This window comes from Alkalimarinus coralli, from assembly GCF_023650515.1.
Lineage (GTDB): Bacteria > Pseudomonadota > Gammaproteobacteria > Pseudomonadales > Oleiphilaceae > Alkalimarinus > Alkalimarinus coralli.
This window is the reverse complement of the sequence record NZ_CP096016.1, coordinates 3,416,792-3,433,563: the sequence shown is the minus strand read 5'-3', so window position 1 is coordinate 3,433,563 and position 16,772 is coordinate 3,416,792. Positions and strand designations below refer to the sequence as shown.

Annotated in this window: 18 protein-coding genes and 1 pseudogene; 11 read left to right on the top strand and 8 right to left on the bottom strand. The window is 42.9% G+C overall.

The annotated features are described in order from the left end of the window. Nucleotides 1–66: 66 nt before the first annotated feature. A complete protein-coding gene (locus MY523_RS15400; protein WP_250655571.1) occupies nucleotides 67–1,110 on the top strand; it encodes a lipase secretion chaperone in 1,044 nt (347 codons plus the stop codon). A 147-nt stretch (nucleotides 1,111–1,257) separates the two neighbouring features. Here MY523_RS15400 and MY523_RS15395 read toward each other — a convergent pair whose 3' ends face one another. After that, nucleotides 1,258–1,719, bottom strand: coding sequence for a 3'-5' exonuclease family protein (locus tag MY523_RS15395; RefSeq protein WP_250655570.1), 462 nt, complete (start codon nucleotides 1,717–1,719; stop codon nucleotides 1,258–1,260). A 64-nt stretch (nucleotides 1,720–1,783) separates the two neighbouring features. Next, entirely contained in the window at nucleotides 1,784–2,305 is a 522-nt protein-coding gene (locus MY523_RS15390) for a Tn7-like element transposition protein TnsE (RefSeq protein WP_250655569.1), read from the bottom strand. A gap of 179 nt (nucleotides 2,306–2,484) precedes the next feature. Here MY523_RS15390 and MY523_RS15385 point away from each other — a divergent pair, with 179 nt between their 5' ends. The 3 genes from MY523_RS15385 to MY523_RS15375 all read left to right on the top strand — a co-directional run bounded on the left by MY523_RS15385 (nucleotide 2,485) and on the right by MY523_RS15375 (nucleotide 5,035). Then, on the top strand, nucleotides 2,485–3,174 hold the full coding sequence (locus MY523_RS15385) for a transposase (RefSeq protein WP_250655566.1): 690 nt from the start codon (nucleotides 2,485–2,487) through the stop codon (nucleotides 3,172–3,174). A gap of 77 nt (nucleotides 3,175–3,251) precedes the next feature. Further along, complete coding sequence (locus MY523_RS15380; RefSeq protein ID WP_250655568.1) at nucleotides 3,252–4,574, top strand: RHS repeat-associated core domain-containing protein; 1,323 nt, start codon at nucleotides 3,252–3,254, stop codon at nucleotides 4,572–4,574. Further along, nucleotides 4,571–5,035 carry an ankyrin repeat domain-containing protein gene (locus MY523_RS15375; protein ID WP_250655567.1) on the top strand — a complete coding sequence of 155 codons (465 nt, stop codon included), beginning with the start codon at nucleotides 4,571–4,573 and terminating at the stop codon, nucleotides 5,033–5,035. The genes MY523_RS15380 and MY523_RS15375 overlap by 4 nt, the downstream gene beginning before the upstream one ends. A 576-nt stretch (nucleotides 5,036–5,611) precedes the next feature. Here the strand turns inward: MY523_RS15375 and MY523_RS15370 are convergent. After that, the gene (locus MY523_RS15370; RefSeq protein WP_250654847.1) at nucleotides 5,612–6,628 is read right to left on the bottom strand and encodes an IS110 family RNA-guided transposase; all 1,017 of its coding nucleotides are present in this window, start codon (nucleotides 6,626–6,628) and stop codon (nucleotides 5,612–5,614) included. Nucleotides 6,629–6,806: 178 nt separating this feature from the next. Between MY523_RS15370 and MY523_RS15365 the strand changes: the two genes are divergently transcribed. Next, nucleotides 6,807–7,496, top strand: coding sequence for a transposase (locus tag MY523_RS15365; RefSeq protein ID WP_250655566.1), 690 nt, complete (start codon nucleotides 6,807–6,809; stop codon nucleotides 7,494–7,496). Nucleotide 7,497: 1 nt separating this feature from the next. On the opposite strand, the gene MY523_RS15360 is transcribed toward MY523_RS15365, so the two are convergent. Further along, on the bottom strand, nucleotides 7,498–7,815 hold the full coding sequence (locus MY523_RS15360; protein ID WP_250655565.1) for a hypothetical protein: 318 nt from the start codon (nucleotides 7,813–7,815) through the stop codon (nucleotides 7,498–7,500). 176 nt (nucleotides 7,816–7,991) lie between these two features. Here MY523_RS15360 and MY523_RS21980 point away from each other — a divergent pair. Then, nucleotides 7,992–8,183 (top strand): annotated as a pseudogene (locus tag MY523_RS21980) (RHS repeat-associated core domain-containing protein); the annotation flags it as partial. A gap of 101 nt (nucleotides 8,184–8,284) precedes the next feature. Here the strand turns inward: MY523_RS21980 and MY523_RS15350 are convergent. The 3 genes from MY523_RS15350 to MY523_RS15340 are packed head-to-tail and all read right to left on the bottom strand — an operon-like array spanning nucleotide 8,285 to nucleotide 10,358. Next, on the bottom strand, nucleotides 8,285–9,001 hold the full coding sequence (locus MY523_RS15350) for a hypothetical protein (RefSeq protein ID WP_250658869.1): 717 nt from the start codon (nucleotides 8,999–9,001) through the stop codon (nucleotides 8,285–8,287). Further along, on the bottom strand, nucleotides 8,998–9,702 hold the full coding sequence (locus MY523_RS15345) for a hypothetical protein (RefSeq protein ID WP_250655564.1): 705 nt from the start codon (nucleotides 9,700–9,702) through the stop codon (nucleotides 8,998–9,000). The genes MY523_RS15350 and MY523_RS15345 overlap by 4 nt, the downstream gene beginning before the upstream one ends. Continuing rightward, nucleotides 9,699–10,358, bottom strand: a complete 660-nt coding sequence (locus MY523_RS15340) for a hypothetical protein (protein WP_250655563.1) — start codon at nucleotides 10,356–10,358, stop codon at nucleotides 9,699–9,701. Before MY523_RS15340 ends, MY523_RS15345 begins: the two co-directional genes overlap by 4 nt. A gap of 91 nt (nucleotides 10,359–10,449) precedes the next feature. Here MY523_RS15340 and MY523_RS15335 point away from each other — a divergent pair, with 91 nt between their 5' ends. Then, nucleotides 10,450–11,784 (top strand): DNA/RNA non-specific endonuclease, encoded by a 1,335-nt coding sequence (locus MY523_RS15335; RefSeq protein WP_250655562.1) that lies wholly within the window; start codon nucleotides 10,450–10,452, stop codon nucleotides 11,782–11,784. A 10-nt stretch (nucleotides 11,785–11,794) separates the two neighbouring features. After that, on the top strand, nucleotides 11,795–12,331 hold the full coding sequence (locus tag MY523_RS15330) for an SMI1/KNR4 family protein (protein ID WP_250655561.1): 537 nt from the start codon (nucleotides 11,795–11,797) through the stop codon (nucleotides 12,329–12,331). Nucleotides 12,332–12,825: 494 nt separating this feature from the next. On the opposite strand, the gene MY523_RS15325 is transcribed toward MY523_RS15330, so the two are convergent. Next, nucleotides 12,826–13,842 carry an IS110 family RNA-guided transposase gene (locus tag MY523_RS15325; protein WP_250654847.1) on the bottom strand — a complete coding sequence of 339 codons (1,017 nt, stop codon included), beginning with the start codon at nucleotides 13,840–13,842 and terminating at the stop codon, nucleotides 12,826–12,828. 178 nt (nucleotides 13,843–14,020) lie between these two features. On the opposite strand from MY523_RS15325, the gene MY523_RS15320 reads away from it, so the two are divergent. The 3 genes from MY523_RS15320 (at nucleotide 14,021) to MY523_RS15310 (ending at nucleotide 16,537) form a co-directional block, all read left to right on the top strand. Then, nucleotides 14,021–14,710 (top strand): transposase, encoded by a 690-nt coding sequence (locus MY523_RS15320; protein WP_250655560.1) that lies wholly within the window; start codon nucleotides 14,021–14,023, stop codon nucleotides 14,708–14,710. A 183-nt stretch (nucleotides 14,711–14,893) separates the two neighbouring features. Further along, a complete protein-coding gene (locus tag MY523_RS15315) occupies nucleotides 14,894–15,517 on the top strand; it encodes a DUF6088 family protein (RefSeq protein ID WP_250655559.1) in 624 nt (207 codons plus the stop codon). A 3-nt stretch (nucleotides 15,518–15,520) separates the two neighbouring features. Beyond that, entirely contained in the window at nucleotides 15,521–16,537 is a 1,017-nt protein-coding gene (locus MY523_RS15310) for a nucleotidyl transferase AbiEii/AbiGii toxin family protein (RefSeq protein WP_250655558.1), read from the top strand. The last annotated feature ends 235 nt before the right edge of the window (nucleotides 16,538–16,772 follow it).

Genomic DNA, 16,772 nt, shown 5'->3' with positions numbered 1-16,772 from the left:
GGTAACGTCCATTTCCTTTGGGGCTCCTCGGGCCCCTTTTTTTCCTCTCTTAAAAGAAGAACAATAATGAATAGACTATCCATTGGCCTTGTTGTCATCAGTATCATTGCATTTTCCATTGCAGCACTATTTTTATCTCCATTCTTAAGTAATCAACAAGAAGCCACCACAGACAATCACCACCTGTCTGTACTTAAGGAAGAAGCAAGACACGCAAATGAAACGCTGTTCGAGTCGCCTACAACCAAGGGAATAACAGAATTACATAAACCTGACTCATTAAGAGGTATCAACTTTCAGGCAGACTTCAAAGTTAGTGAGTCCAACAATCTTATTCCCAACTATGCTATCCGAGAGTTATTCGATCATTACCTATCTACTTATGGCGAAGTAGAGATAGACAATATTATCGCGCTTATTCAAGGTGAAATTAACGAATCCCTTCAAGAACCAGCTAAATCTGAGGCGCTTGCTCTCCTCAAGCGTTATATCGATTATAAAATTGAACTAGCAGAGAATAATCCTGAATTGAGCCTCAATACTGACGATGGGGCTTCTTACCTAGAGAAAATTATAAGCGCACAAAGTGCGCTTCAATCATTACGAAAAGACTTTTTTAACCAAGCAGAGTACGAAAGCTTTTTTGGTCTGGAGGATACTCAGAATGCCTATATGATCGAACAAATTCGTATCAACACTGACCCTACATTAAGCGATGAAGAAAAGCGCGAGAGATTAGAGCAAGCTAATATGCTTTTACCAGATGAACTGGTCGAGAGACGTAATCGAGTTCAACGCCACGCACAACTTCGTGAACAAGTAACATCGATCCAGGCTGAAGGAGGAAGCCAGGAAGAAGTGTTTCGTGTTAGAGAAGAAGCGCTTGGATCAGAAGCCGCCAGTGCGCTAGCTCAATTAGATGAACAACGTCAACAATGGTCTCAACGTCTGAACAATTTTTCCAAAGAAAGGAAATCTATTTTAGATTCGAGTCTAAGTGACCAAGATAAAGCCACATCAATCGATAACTTGATAGCCGCTCATTTTGATACCAGCGAACAAAAACGCGTTCGCGCGATTATGAATGATGGTCAGCTAGACTCAAATTAGTTGCCACACATCTGGATCAAGCAAGGGGTTTCTCTCAAACACGAGCACCATATACATTTCTATATATTTTAAGGAATTGGACTGCTCAAATAGATATGGCACCCAAGAAGACTGCTAGGGTGCCTTTTACTATCCTCACCCAATGGCTTACTCAGTAAACAATAAACGAATGATTTGCCTTGCGTCATCAAGTGCTCGGTGAACGATAAATTCATTCTCAATCGAACTTTCAAATTTCAGCAACGTAACTTTATCTATCACGTGATAGATGGATCCGATTGAAAACTTCGGCGTCATTCCTACTTCATCGAACAACTTGAGAAGCCATCTTTGATCATACTCAATTGCATCCGAATAAATGGTCTTACCAGCGAGCTTGGTGTTTAGTCTTGTGCATGCACCAGCAATCGAGACCCCTTCCTTGTATAGGGTATTTCGTGAAATATGATGAATTTCCTGTTCCGCATAATCATCCCAATGTTTCCAGGATTCGCTCGGATTTATTAGAAAACTGTCGAAGCAGTCTGGATCATCGCTGTCTTGCCAAGCGACTTCAATCGGGTAGCTAGCATCAGACAAACCACTCGCCTCTACGTCGAAAATGATCATGTATTCTATATGCTCCAAATAATTTCTGAGCTTCGTGGTTGAAATACAACCGTTTCTGCATTAGTCATTGAAACTTCTTGATTAATCGCTTCGCCCAATAGTCAGCCGGATTTGCAACATTAGCAGGCATCCTGTGTTGCATAAATTCTACCTGGCCAAAGTCTTTTGCAACCGTGGCAAGTTTGTCTTTTGGCCAGCTTCCAGAATTTTCGACAATTAACTTCAACACCTCATTAACTTTAGCCTCTAGATTACTGCTCTTTTTAGAATCCAGACTAATTAGAACAGTCGAGATATGATGATTAACACTACGATCAACTTCCAGAAGCATAGTCGTTCCCTTTGAGCTTTCAATTGTCGCGATATATGCAGATCGTGAAATCCCGCTACCGAGTTTAGAAAACTTCTTTTTGCCGCATTCGGGAAGCTCAAATATACCAGACGAAATATTGTAGGAAGGAGCAAGCTGGGAAACCCTCAGGATTGCCTTTTCTATGTCCTCTAAATCACCGTCATATTCTCCTTCGCACGCGTTAAGTCCATCTAGAATTAACGGTTTTGTTTCACCGCCACTCTGTGACGTCATTAGACTTACCGGCTGATGATTAATTTCATTAACCTCTTCACCTTCAGTATCAGATGAAGGTTTTGAAAATATTAAGGGGTCGGTGACAAATAAGAATCATTAACATCAACTCATTGAGTCCACAGTTAATTTAAGTGATACTGCCTGATTCCAAGGAAGGAAAAAGAAAGGATCAAGAAATGCCAAGGAAGCCAAGAATGTATATGGCGGGAGTGCCATGCCACGTTATTCAACGTGGAAATAACCGAGAAGCCAGTTTCTTTACAGATGACGATTATTCGTTTTATCTGGAATGTCTGAAAGACGCCTGTACGCGTTATCGTGTTAACTGCCATGCCTACGTACTGATGACAAATCATACCCATCTTCTCTTATCGCCTGAAAGCGAAGAGGGGATTTCGAAGGTGATGCAGTCATTGGGTAGACGCTATGTGCAATATGTAAATAGGCAATACAAGCGGTGTGGTACGTTGTGGGAGAGTCGTCATAAAGCCAGTTTGGTTGATGCAGAAAATTATCTACTTAGTTGCTACCGCTATATAGAGCTAAATCCAGTGATGGCGAATATGGTTGGGCACCCAGGCGATTATCGTTGGTCGAGTTATAGAGCGAATGCGCAAGGAGAGAACAATTCCTTAGTAACTGGACATGCTATTTACTCAGGTCTTGGGTCGGACAAGGAAGGTCGATTGCACAATTATAGAGAATTGTTCAATACGGTGTTGTCAAAAGAGTTAGTGCACGATATTCGAAAGGCCGCTAACTTTTCAATGCCATTAGGAAATAACAGATTTAAAGATCAGATTGAAAAGACGCTGGGGCGTTCAATAGGATACGCAGACAGGGGGAGGCCGAGAAAGGAATCGTGAGTTAATGATAATGCATATCATTTGTCACCGACCCCTATTGGTGTTATTTCAACTGTCAATAAAGAATTCATAATAATGTGGGAACCCTCTATTCTAAAGGCAGCACCACTATCAACTACCTCTACGGGCCAGATGATGCACGCTTCTACCAACACAAAGACGCTAATGGCGAACTATCTGAAACCATATACATTGGTGGCGGTATCTATGAAGAAGAGACCGTTGCTGGCGTGACTACGCTTAAGAGTTATGTGGGCGACTTCCTGATCGATAAGCGACAGGGCGAAACCGTAACACAAACCTATACCCTACGTGACCACTTAGGCTCGGTTGATACCGTGGTTGATGACGATGTAACCGATGACCTACAAGCGTCAGTGATAGAGCGCTCCTTCTTTGCCCCGTTTGGGGAGAGGGTAGAAGATGCGCGTGCTGGGACGACGTTAGAACCGGTAACCGACGACCGAGGGTTTACAGACCATGAGCATATGGATGAGGTAGGGCTCATTCATATGAACGGGCGGGTTTATGATCCGGTCATTGGGCGGTTTTTGAGTGCTGATCCGTATGTGCAGGCTCCTTATAGCTCTCAGAGCTACAATCGATATTCTTATGTTTGGAATAATCCTTTGAGTGCTGTCGATCCAAGTGGATATTGGGGTGAAGGATTAGTAATGAGTGAGGCTGCCATGGGAGGAATAAGCTATGGTGGCTTGCAGTCAGGAACACTGGCTGCGATGGAACAGTCGATAATCCGACTTGAAACTGCGGCTGTTACTGCTGGAACCGGTGTGGCTAGTACTCTGGCGGGAGTAGTAACCTTAGGTTTATATTCTGAAAACCTTGGGGATGGAACGTTAAATGGGGAAACGATATATAGCTTCCCTGTAAGCCACATAACCGCTCAGGATTCCATTTTACCCGGAGCCGAAGCAGTTGATACTTTGCCATCAATTCTTAGTTTCCCTGTCGAACAACAAAATGATTGGTATCGGTATGAGAGCCCTATTAGCAATATTTTAAACGGGGAAACGTCATATACATTTCCGGCAAATGATGGTGTAACGATTGCTCCGTATTATATGGCGGATAAAGTCTACGATGACTCTACTTATGATAAGCATGGAGCACAGGATATTGGGGAAATAAGCCGAGCACCAGCGAATGGACAGGAGGCACTTAACAATTCTATCCAAATCAAGCCAACCTCACCCCGCAGGGTTGGAGTAGATGCTATAAATAAAGAACTAGTTATATTGGATCGACATTTAGAAACTAGCAGCTCAGAATATTATCATGGGCATGTTCAGGATAAGATATCTGAGCAAAATATTAGAAATGCGGCTGCGAAACTGCCTGGTGTCAAAGTTAAAAATAATGGAACGTGGAAGATAAAGTGAAGTCATCTCTAAATTTGACGGAGTTGCATGAGGCGACTACTTACAAAAAAATTAAAGAGCTTCTAAAAAAAGGAGAGTGTGTCGACGTTAGAGCTAAAGGAGGGATCACACCTTTGCACTATAACGAAAACGTTGACGCAGTTAGGGCTTTGCTCGAGAACGGTGCGGATGTGAACGCAAGAAGAGAAGACGGGCTATGCCCATTACATATTCATAGTAATCCAGAGATTATTAAGCTATTAATAGAGTTTGGTGCAGATATTAATATTGTAGATGATGAGGGAGATTCACCTTTACATTTAGCCTCTAACCTAACTAGTGTTGAGTATTTATTAGATGCAGGGGCAGATGTAAATAGAAAAAATAGTGAATCGGAGTTACCTGAAGACTGTTATGGTGATGATTCGGAGGGGCAATCAATGAAAGCGGTTGTGCGAGAGTTTCGAAAGAAAGCCAGTTAAAAAGGGACACCCATCAATTACCCATCTAAGAAGAGGGCAGAGTGAGACTTCGCCCTTTTGCTTTTTACCAGCAGTGCTTGCAACGTTTTCCGGTTTGACCTTTCATTCCTTAACAGCACGACCTGCATGGAGCGGCAGTCCCTACACCTGTAGGGGCCGGATGAAATGAATATTAAGGGGTCGCCCATAAGTCGCTAGTTTGTCAATAGCACGAGTTTGAACGAAGCGCGTCGTGGCACCCATGCCTAAATATAAACTGTTTTGGCTGTCATGAAGTACACCTGATTTTAGTTGTGTTGTGCTACTTCAAAATGAAGTGCTTCAGTCACCCATCAGGATCAAGGCTAAACGGCTGAGCCCCATAACGCGCAAAGCCGCTTACCCCTGGTATATTCATACCCCATTAAATAATCAGTACCCCTGCATAGCTAATTGGTACAGAGTTAAAGACTCGAAGTCAGTCTCCGGAGAGCTTATGCAGAGGGCACTCCATTAAACCAAATTAGGTTCAGGCGAAGGATATTCAGAGCCCTAGGTTAACCATACCCCTTTTGATCTCATCGCCTGAAAAGCTGTTTAACCAAATGCGAGTTTAATATCAAACATCGTTTTCTCCTTGAGCATGTGATAACACGCTCTCGTTAATTTATTGGCTATCGCTTTCTTGGCAACCATTGTTGGTGATTTCTTCAGCCTGCGTTGATAGGCTCGTTTTATATCAGTATTCCAGATAGATGCATAATGTGCTGCTTCAACAAAAGCCATTGCTAAATATCTATTTCCGTTCTTCGTATTTCCTTTCCCTTTTGATTTACCATTGCTGACCTTATCGGAAGGCACACAACGAGCATAAGATGAATAATTTCCAACACGAGGAAAACGCTCAATTGGTCCAGTCTCAAGCAAAATGGTCATCGCCAGTATTTTTCCAACGCCAGGGATACTAAGTAGAATTGAATACAATTCCCCTTGCTGGCATTCTCTGAGAACAAAATTTTCTATCGTAGTAATTTGCTGAGAGAGTTTTTTCATCATATGCCACTCAGTCAACGCAGTTAGTTGCGCTGCGCTTGTTGAAAAGTGAGCTTTCAGTTCTGCTTCTGTAAGATGTTTTATCTTATTCGCATTAAGCCTCTCACCTGTGTGCCGGTTAATCATGCTTTGTAAACTAAGGTGATGAGCGGTTCGTTGCTTAACCAGCAAGAGCCTTCTCCTTAGTAGATCGCGAATAGCACGTAAAGCTTTAGGGTAAATATATCCCGTAGGAAGTATGCCTAATCTTAGTAGGTGAGCTAAATAACGCGCATCCGTTAAATCATTCGTGTATTTCAATCCGCTGTATTGTTGAATGGCAAGCGTATTAGCTAGATGAACTGGATAGCCTTCATCCATTAGACCATCAACAAGCCAATACCAATTGTATGTCGATTCAACAACTATTCCGAAAATGTCTGATTGGTAGGGTGCTAGTAGTTTAGAGATATCATTGAGATCATTATCTAAACGCTTTTCTTGAACAATAGTATCGTTATCGTTGATTAACGATACAACGCTATTGTTGCTATGAAGATCGATTCCGCAGTAAAGTTGCATAAGCCGTCTCCTTTGTTGAGTGTAAGCCCTCTCGAGTATACCTCTGGATGCCTCGGCGAGGGAGGCGACTTATGATTTTCAGTGACAAATAAGAATCATTAACATCAACTCATTGAGTCCACAGTTAATTTAAGTGATACTGCCTGATTCCAAGGAAGGAAAAAGAAAGGATCAAGAAATGCCAAGGAAGCCAAGAATGTATATGGCGGGAGTGCCATGCCACGTTATTCAACGTGGAAATAACCGAGAAGCCAGTTTCTTTACAGATGACGATTATTCGTTTTATCTGGAATGTCTGAAAGACGCCTGTACGCGTTATCGTGTTAACTGCCATGCCTACGTACTGATGACAAATCATACCCATCTTCTCTTATCGCCTGAAAGCGAAGAGGGGATTTCGAAGGTGATGCAGTCATTGGGTAGACGCTATGTGCAATATGTAAATAGGCAATACAAGCGGTGTGGTACGTTGTGGGAGAGTCGTCATAAAGCCAGTTTGGTTGATGCAGAAAATTATCTACTTAGTTGCTACCGCTATATAGAGCTAAATCCAGTGATGGCGAATATGGTTGGGCACCCAGGCGATTATCGTTGGTCGAGTTATAGAGCGAATGCGCAAGGAGAGAACAATTCCTTAGTAACTGGACATGCTATTTACTCAGGTCTTGGGTCGGACAAGGAAGGTCGATTGCACAATTATAGAGAATTGTTCAATACGGTGTTGTCAAAAGAGTTAGTGCACGATATTCGAAAGGCCGCTAACTTTTCAATGCCATTAGGAAATAACAGATTTAAAGATCAGATTGAAAAGACACTGGGGCGTTCAATAGGATACGCAGACAGGGGGAGGCCGAGAAAGGAATCGTGAGTTAATGATAATGCATATCATTTGTCACCGCCCCCTTTTGGTGCCGACCTGCCAATGTTAACAGCTCTGTCACTGCGTTCGGGTCAGTTGTTGATGCAACCTGATCTGCAACGGCTTTAACCAAGTCCAGCTTACCATTCAGCCAATTTGAGATGTTCGCTGTCGCCGCCTCTGACGTTGCGGCGATTTCCTGCTGCAAGTCCTGGTGAGTCTGACTCTGCATCCGAAAGTAGTTCACCAACGAGAAAAAGAACAACCCCAGAACCAGTATAAAACTGGCAGCAATCGTGATTTTCTGACTAAACCCCGGCTTTCTCATGAACCTTGACCCCTCTAATGGCTGTGGCGTCGAGCATATGCAGAAGCGCAATAACTATTGAGTGCATATGAAACACTAGACAGCAACGCTGGAAAAATCCAGAAAGGGCAGGTTTTTAAGTGGAGTGGGTAGAAGATGCTCGTGCAGGGACGACGTTAGAGCCGGTGACCGATGACCGAGGGTTTACAGACCATGAGCATATGGATGAGGTAGGGCTCATTCATATGAACGGGCGGGTTTATGATCCGGTTATTGGGCGGTTTTTGAGTGCCGATCCGTATGTTCAGGCACCTTACAATTCTCAGTCATATAACCGTTATTCTTATGGTTGGAATAATCCTTTGAGTGTCACTGACCCTGCTGGATATTGTAGTGGTTTGTGGACTTGTTTGACTTCTTTAGCAAATTCTTTTGCTGCTGCAATTGGTTTTGGCGGCGCTGCGGCCTCCACAATTGACGCCCAGGTTGATTATTTCTGTTTCGTATTTTCGATTAATATGAAACTGATATCATCATCGGATTCATTTAAGCGTGATTCTTCTTGGTTATATACTTGCCTCACCAGGTATTGTTGCTGAGAGTCTGAAAGGCCTGCCCAAAAGCCATCACTTGATAGAATGAGACGTTCGTTCTCACGAAGTGCTCTGACTTGCCATTGAGGTTGATTAAAACGCCGAGCTTTAAAACTCTGGGTAAGTGCATGTCGATCAGGATCATTTTTTAGTTTATCGAGTGTAGTGGGATTTATAGCAGTAGCGAGGCAGTGAATGCGATTCACCCAAGGGTGCCTGAGTGGTTTACGACGGTTTAAATTATAAGGTTTTGGGAGTCGTTCTAGAAAACAATCTCCTGCGTGAAGGACAATTGCCACATTGTTCTTAATACACACGAGAAGATAGCTGGCAGAATCAGCAGGATATTTAGTTCTTAAGTCTAGCTGCGCTTGCTTAAGCAATAGGATTAATGATTGTTTTAATTCAGCGAACTGTAGTGCTTGAGGTGGTAGCGTTTTAAAACCTTGTTCAATATGTGTAGTTAATGCTCTTGCCAGGCCTCCTCCATAGGGACAGTTTGTCGAGCCGTCCACTATTATGAAAAGACTCACGTCGTTATTCTGTGAGGCAACTAGGGCATCTCGATTGTCGTCAGTGCGTGTTCCTTTTTGTGTGAAAGATATTGTTTTCATTGATCTTTAGAAAGTAGTTTGACGGCTTCAAGGCGCTCAAATAGAAGGTCTTCTCTATCTACGTCTCCCTTTGCTGTTGATTGAACCGCATATTCGAAATCATTGTGATCTAGTAATAAAGCAACTTGCTCAGAAATATACTCTCGTAGGTCTTGGGAAGACTCCTTTAATTCTCTGAATAACTCCTCGCGACCATCGAAAAGGCAGAGAATATCTTCAATGTCACGACTTCCAATGGGATCATTATTGCCTCTGCCATTGTAGGCTTCTAGCTTGGTGGCGATGAAGTAGGGAGGTGTGATCAGTTTTATCGTAATGCTCGGTGTTAACGGATAAGGCTTAGCTGCATCCATTGCCTCTGCATACCATCGATTAGAGTACCCTAGTACTGCTTCATCATCAGGCATAAAGTCCACGATTAACTCTCCTAGTCTCATACGGCAGTTGATATTGTCTTCCATAGAAACTCGAAAGCCTTTCTCTTTGAGTCTTTCCTGAAAGGTATTCCAGCCGGGATAGCCGGTGACGCTAATGATGAGGTCTACGTCATCAGTATATCGAACACCCTCTTTGGTAAAGTCATCGGTCACATGCAGGCCTGTTGTACATCCGCCAACGAAAGCCACTTCATTCAAAAGCTCTGAACCTAAGGCATTGGATACTGTTATCATCATATCCATTAATTTGTTAACAGTGCTCATATCTTCAACTTATCTGCTAATAGTTGCTCGGCAAGTTTGGCTTCGCGCGAGTTTCCCAATCGAATCGCATCGACTAGTGCAAGCAGTTCGTATAGGTCTGGGTCTAGTTTCACCGCCTTAGGTACCGATTTATATAAAGGCTTGACTGCTTGGCCTTTGCTATTACCTCTGGCATCAGGCCATACACAGATCATCTCTCCTGCTGTCATCAGTTTTCCTTCCATTACTGGCGCAGCGAATGAAGTAGGTATCCCTCTTACAATTTCAGCGGGCTTAACAGGGAAAACATACTTTAGACCGTGAACTGCAAACTCCAGCAAGGCTTTCGTATTGGCTTTAGGATAGCCTGTCTTTCGATCATGCATTGCCATGCCTACGGCAATGCTTCGTTTTAGAGATGCACTGATTTCTGTTTTGCTGATGCCTGTTAATGACTGGAGCCCACGAAGAGAGTACCTCTCCTCGAATTGTGGGATTCCATCTAGCTCTTGCTGCGCTTCATGCAGGTCGTCTTCCCACCCTTGCCAATCGGGCGGAAAGTATTCTTTTGATTCTTCAATCCAGTTAGCACCTTGCTGACCCTTCTTCACTTCTCGCCGAGTTTGTTTCTGAAGGGAGACAAGCTTTAATAAAATAAGTATGTCTTGACTTTTCATTTTTATCGCTCTATTGACTGTCCGTCATCCTAGGACAAGGGACAGTGTAATAATGCTTTATTTCAACTGTCAATAAAGAATTCATAATAATGTGGGAACCCTCTATTCTAAAGGCAGCACCACCTTTAACTACCTCTACGGGCCAGATGATGCGCGTTTCTACCAACGTAAAGATGCTAATGGCGAACTATCTGAAACCATATACATTGGTGGCGGTATCTATGAAGAAGAGACGGTTGCAGGTGTCACAACGCTTAAGAGTTATGTGGGCGACTTCCTGATCGATAAGCGTGAAGGTGAGACGGTAACGCAGACCTATACCTTGAGAGATCATTTAGGGTCGGTTGATACCGTGGTAGATGACGATGTAACCGATGACCTACAAGCGTCAGTGATTGAACGTTCCTTCTTTGCCCCGTTTGGGGAACGGGTAGAAGATGCACGTGCTGGGACGACGTTAGACCCAGTGACCGATGACAGAGGGTTTACAGACCATGAGCATATGGATGAGGTAGGGCTCATTCATATGAACGGGCGGGTCTATGACCCGGTCATTGGGCGGTTCTTGAGTGCGGATCCTTATGTTCAGGCTCCTTATTTTAGTCAGAGTTATAATCGTTACTCTTATGGTTGGAATAACCCTCTAAGTGGTGTTGATCCAACTGGTTATGAGTGGTGGAATCCCTTTTCATGGGATTGGTCCGGTGAGTCGGCTGCTTTAGTTAACATTGAGACGGTTGGTACGACTAACTATGGAAGTGATGACTTTTTTAATCCGACATACCCTGAAACAGAGCAAAACTATGAAATAGTTGCCGATGCCATGGTGGAATTTGGGAATGACTACTTAGAAAAAGGCGTCATTCCAACAATGGAAATGCTTGATCCTCGTGAGCTTGCGCAAAGTTATGTCGAGGACGGTGTATCTGCGGTGTTTATTGCCGCTGCTAAAAAGAACCCTTATGTAAAAATTGGGGAAAGGGTCTATGATAATCTTTTTAGTGGATCTATTGACTACGGAAAGTTAGATGAACTATCGCGCCCCACAGGTGTAAGCGCAACTATTACTCCTGATATGATTGGTACAGGGTCTCCTGCAAGTCGTTCGATTATTCCTCCAGGCTGGAGTGGAAATGGCACTCTCAATAATGAGGCTAGAGGCCACCTTTTAGGTAATCAGTTGGGTGGATCAGGGAAAATCCCTGAGAACATTGTGACGTTGCAACAAAATTGGACAAATTCTCCAGTTATGAGGGATTTTGAAAGTTCAGTAGCAAATGTTGTTAAGCAGGGTGAGGTAGCAAACTATTTGGCTTTACCAATTTATAAAGGAAATAATCTTGTACCAAGAGGGATTACTATTCAGGCTGAAGGGTCTAAAGGTTTTTCATTAGGTGTTACTATATTAAACCCACCAGGAATGTGAGTGTGATGAAGTGAATAATATAACTAAACTGAAGCAGTTGTTGACGCCTCCTTCTTGTTCACTGGAAGTGCCTTCTGACCCCCTTTGGAGTGAAATTGAAAAGAAGCTCGGTATACAGCTGCCTAACGATTACAAAGAGTTTGTTAGCTCTTATGGGTCGGGCTCAGTTGATGATTTCTTGTGGGTTTTTAACCCATTTTCCGAGAACCCTAATATAAACTTATTCGAGAGACTGACTACAGAAACCGAAACCTTTGAATATCTCAAAAAGTCCGGGAATGAGACCCTCTTGTTTTCTATGTATCCTGAAAAAAGAGGGCTTTTACCCTTAGGAGCAACGGACAATGGAGATGTTCTTTTTTGGCAAGTTGGGGGGAATCCATCTACTTGGCCTATAGTGATAAATGCTGCGCGACAAGCAGAGTATGAAAAGTATGAAATTACGTTAGTTGATTTTTTAATAAAAACTCTAACTGGCGGTATTAAAAGCAATATATTCCCATCTGATTTTCCCTGTGACAGACCTTTGTTTAACTCGGCGTGCTAAATTAAGAAGAATAATAATTTAATTTAAGGGGTCACCCATAAGTCGCTAGTTTGTCAATAGCACGAGTTTGAACGAAGCGCGTAGAACGTTTTAAGGGGTCGCCCATAAGTCGCTAGTTTGTCAATAGCACGAGTTTGAACGAAGCGCGTCGTGGCACCCATGCCTAAATATAAACTGTTTTGGCTGTCATGAAGTACACCTGATTTTAGTTGTGTTGTGCTACTTCAAAATGAAGTGCTTCAGTCACCCATCAGGATCAAGGCTAAACGGCTGAGCCCCATAACGCGCAAAGCCGCTTACCCCTGGTATATTCATACCCCATTAAATAATCAGTACCCCTGCATAGCTAATTGGTACAGAGTTAAAGACTCGAAGTCAGTCTCCGGAGAGCTTATGCAGAGGGCACTCCATTAAACCAAATTAGGTTCAGGCGAAGGATATTCAGAGCCCTAGGTTAACCATACCCCTTTTGATCTCATCGCCTGAAAAGCTGTTTAACCAAATGCGAGTTTAATATCAAACATCGTTTTCTCCTTGAGCATGTGATAACACGCTCTCGTTAATTTATTGGCTATCGCTTTCTTGGCAACCATTGTTGGTGATTTCTTCAGCCTGCGTTGATAGGCTCGTTTTATATCAGTATTCCAGATAGATGCATAATGTGCTGCTTCAACAAAAGCCATTGCTAAATATCTATTTCCGTTCTTCGTATTTCCTTTCCCTTTTGATTTACCATTGCTGACCTTATCGGAAGGCACACAACGAGCATAAGATGAATAATTTCCAACACGAGGAAAACGCTCAATTGGTCCAGTCTCAAGCAAAATGGTCATCGCCAGTATTTTTCCAACGCCAGGGATACTAAGTAGAATTGAATACAATTCCCCTTGCTGGCATTCTCTGAGAACAAAATTTTCTATCGTAGTAATTTGCTGAGAGAGTTTTTTCATCATATGCCACTCAGTCAACGCAGTTAGTTGCGCTGCGCTTGTTGAAAAGTGAGCTTTCAGTTCTGCTTCTGTAAGATGTTTTATCTTATTCGCATTAAGCCTCTCACCTGTGTGCCGGTTAATCATGCTTTGTAAACTAAGGTGATGAGCGGTTCGTTGCTTAACCAGCAAGAGCCTTCTCCTTAGTAGATCGCGAATAGCACGTAAAGCTTTAGGGTAAATATATCCCGTAGGAAGTATGCCTAATCTTAGTAGGTGAGCTAAATAACGCGCATCCGTTAAATCATTCGTGTATTTCAATCCGCTGTATTGTTGAATGGCAAGCGTATTAGCTAGATGAACTGGATAGCCTTCATCCATTAGACCATCAACAAGCCAATACCAATTGTATGTCGATTCAACAACTATTCCGAAAATGTCTGATTGGTAGGGTGCTAGTAGTTTAGAGATATCATTGAGATCATTATCTAAACGCTTTTCTTGAACAATAGTATCGTTATCGTTGATTAACGATACAACGCTATTGTTGCTATGAAGATCGATTCCGCAGTAAAGTTGCATAAGCCGTCTCCTTTGTTGAGTGTAAGCCCTCTCGAGTATACCTCTGGATGCCTCGGCGAGGGAGGCGACTTATGATTTTCAGTGACAAATAAGAATCATTAACACCAACTCATTGAGTCCACAGTTAATTTAAGTGATACTGCCTGATTCCAAGGAAGGAAAAAGAAAGGATCGAAAAATGCCAAGGAAGCCAAGAATGTATATGGCGGGAGTGCCATGCCACGTAATTCAACGTGGAAATAACCGAGAAGCCAGTTTCTTTACAGATGACGATTATTCGTTTTATCTGGAATGTCTGAAAGACGCCTGTAAGCGTTATCGTGTTAACTGCCATGCCTACGTACTGATGACAAATCATACCCATCTTCTCTTATCGCCTGAAAGCGAAGAAGGGATTTCGAAGGTAATGCAGTCATTGGGTAGACGCTATGTGCAATATGTTAATAGGCAATACAAGCGGTGTGGCACGTTGTGGGAGAGTCGTCATAAAGCCAGTTTGGTTGATGCAGAAAATTATCTACTTAGTTGCTACCGCTATATAGAACTAAATCCAGTGATGGCGAATATGGTTGGGCACCCAGGCGATTATCGTTGGTCGAGTTATAGAGCGAATGCGCAAGGAGAGAGCAATGCCTTAGTAACCGGACATGCTATTTACTCAGGTCTTGGATCGGACAAGGAAAGTCGATTGCACAATTATAGAGAGTTGTTCAATACGGTGTTGTCAAAAGAGTTAGTACACGATATTCGAAAGGCCGCTAACTTTTCAATGCCATTAGGAAATAACAGATTTAAAGATCAGGTTGAAAAGACGCTGGGGCGTTCAATAGGATACGCAGACAGGGGGAGGCCGAGAAAGGAATCGTGAGTTAATGATAATGCATATCATTTGTCACCGACCCCTATTGGTGTGTATCATTTGTCACCGACCCCTATTGGTGTGCAGAACATTGAATTTATATATGCAAATTATTGAATTATTGTGTAGTATTTATACAGGTTTTTACATGCGTGCCACCTATTATTACTGAGTTTCGCTTAGGTCAATATTATGAGTGTTATAGAGCAAGCAGAAGAATACATTAAGCATAGGCCTTATGGCTCTGTATTTAGCTTTGGTCAGCTTGTAGCAAAACTCAGCGTTCCAAAGGATACATTATCTCATGCACTTTCCACGCTTGAGTCTAGAAAGCGTGTGGTTAGATTGGAGCGAGGATTATGGCATCGCCCTAAAGAGACTCGATTCGGTACTGTGGGACCCAAACCTGAGGTCGTGGCTTCGGTATTGGCGGCAGAGCGCCATGCTTATATTTTGCCTGCAGGCGCAGCCGCGCTGAATGCCTTGGGCTGGTCTAGTCAGATGAGCTTGGGGCACAGTTATATTTCCACTAAACGTATTGAGCCTGTCGTTTTCGGTAAACTCAGTGTTGGTTTTCGCTATAGTCGTGCTTTTGAAGAGCTTATAAAAAAACTTGAAGGTACTAACGCTAAAGAGAAAGAGTATGCCGCGACCTTATGGGTTGCTCTTGAGTATTTAGGAGAGCAAGAGGCCCATAATAAGGCGGGTTTAATTCGCGAATCGTTTGAAAGGCTTTCTGTACGAACACGAAATAAACTTTTAATAGCGATTACTAACGGCAAGCTGCGTTGGGCTACGGCCATTCTGGGAGAGTAGAGAATGAGCGTACCGTTTCTTTTTTCGTTGAGCGACAGCGAAAAGCAAGACCTCTTCGAAGCTGCAGCAACTGCAAAAGGCTGGCCTGCTTATGTGGTAGAAAAGGACTATCACGTAACCTTGGTTCTTAGTCTGTTGTTTGAGAAGCTTAAGCCTACATGCAAGTCTGAGGTTGATACACCTTTCCTGTTCAAAGGCGGTACCTCGCTCAGTAAAGTTTATGGCTGCATTGATCGTATGTCGGAAGACATTGATCTTTCGCTTCATATGACTTACCTCGGCCACCCAATTCCAGAACCTGATGAGGAATCAAATACCGCTCGAAAGAAACGAATGGAACGGTTAGAGCTTGCGGCAAAAGAAAAAATTAAAGAGGTGATCGTCCCTTTCTTGGTTGAAAACCTTGAAGAGCTCAATGATGATTACTCAGTATCTATTGCAGACAATGGCCTGGATGTTGAGATAAATTACCCTAGGTACTTAGACACAGAAAACTATGTAAATAATTATGTCTTGCCGCGGGTATTATTAGAGTGTGGTGGTAGAGCTAGTTTCGATCCATCAGAATCAAAAAGTGTATCGCCCATAGCTATGGAGGCAACGGGCCAGAAGGGTGACGAGTGCACTATTGATGTATTGGGTTGCGATCGTACTTTCTTCGAAAAAATTACGTTGATGCATGAGCTTAATAATCGAGGCGCTGAGCACATTAACGAACGTCAGTCACGGCACATTTACGACATTGTTAGGATTTATGCTATCAATCCTGAGTATGTCAGCAATACCGAGTTGTTGGCCGCTGTTGTAGATCATAAGCGCAAATATTTTGCACGTGGTGCCGCTAAGTGGAATGAGGCCATCCCAGGCTCACTCAAATTGGTGCCTGTGGATGAGGTAGCTGATTTACTTAAAAGTGACTGGGAAAAAATGTCTGATATGTTTCCAAGTGGTCTGCCATATAGCTTTGAAGAATTAATTGAACAGTTACGTGATATAAACGCGGCTATTAACAACTCTTGACTCTTTACCCGCTTATTGCTTGTCTTGAGGTTTAAGGGCTTTGACCCGAATGGCACTGACTTAAAGAATAGTTTGAAGTAAACAAATGGCTCTATACGGTGTCAGTCCTGCTAGCGCCTTCTGGTTTTCTGTAGCGCATAGAATCGGGCGCGGGGCACCCTCTTACTTCTTTGTAGCCACGACCCCTTTATTCCTTTGTTTTTAGCTAATCTCTTATTTCTCATAAATTGAGCCA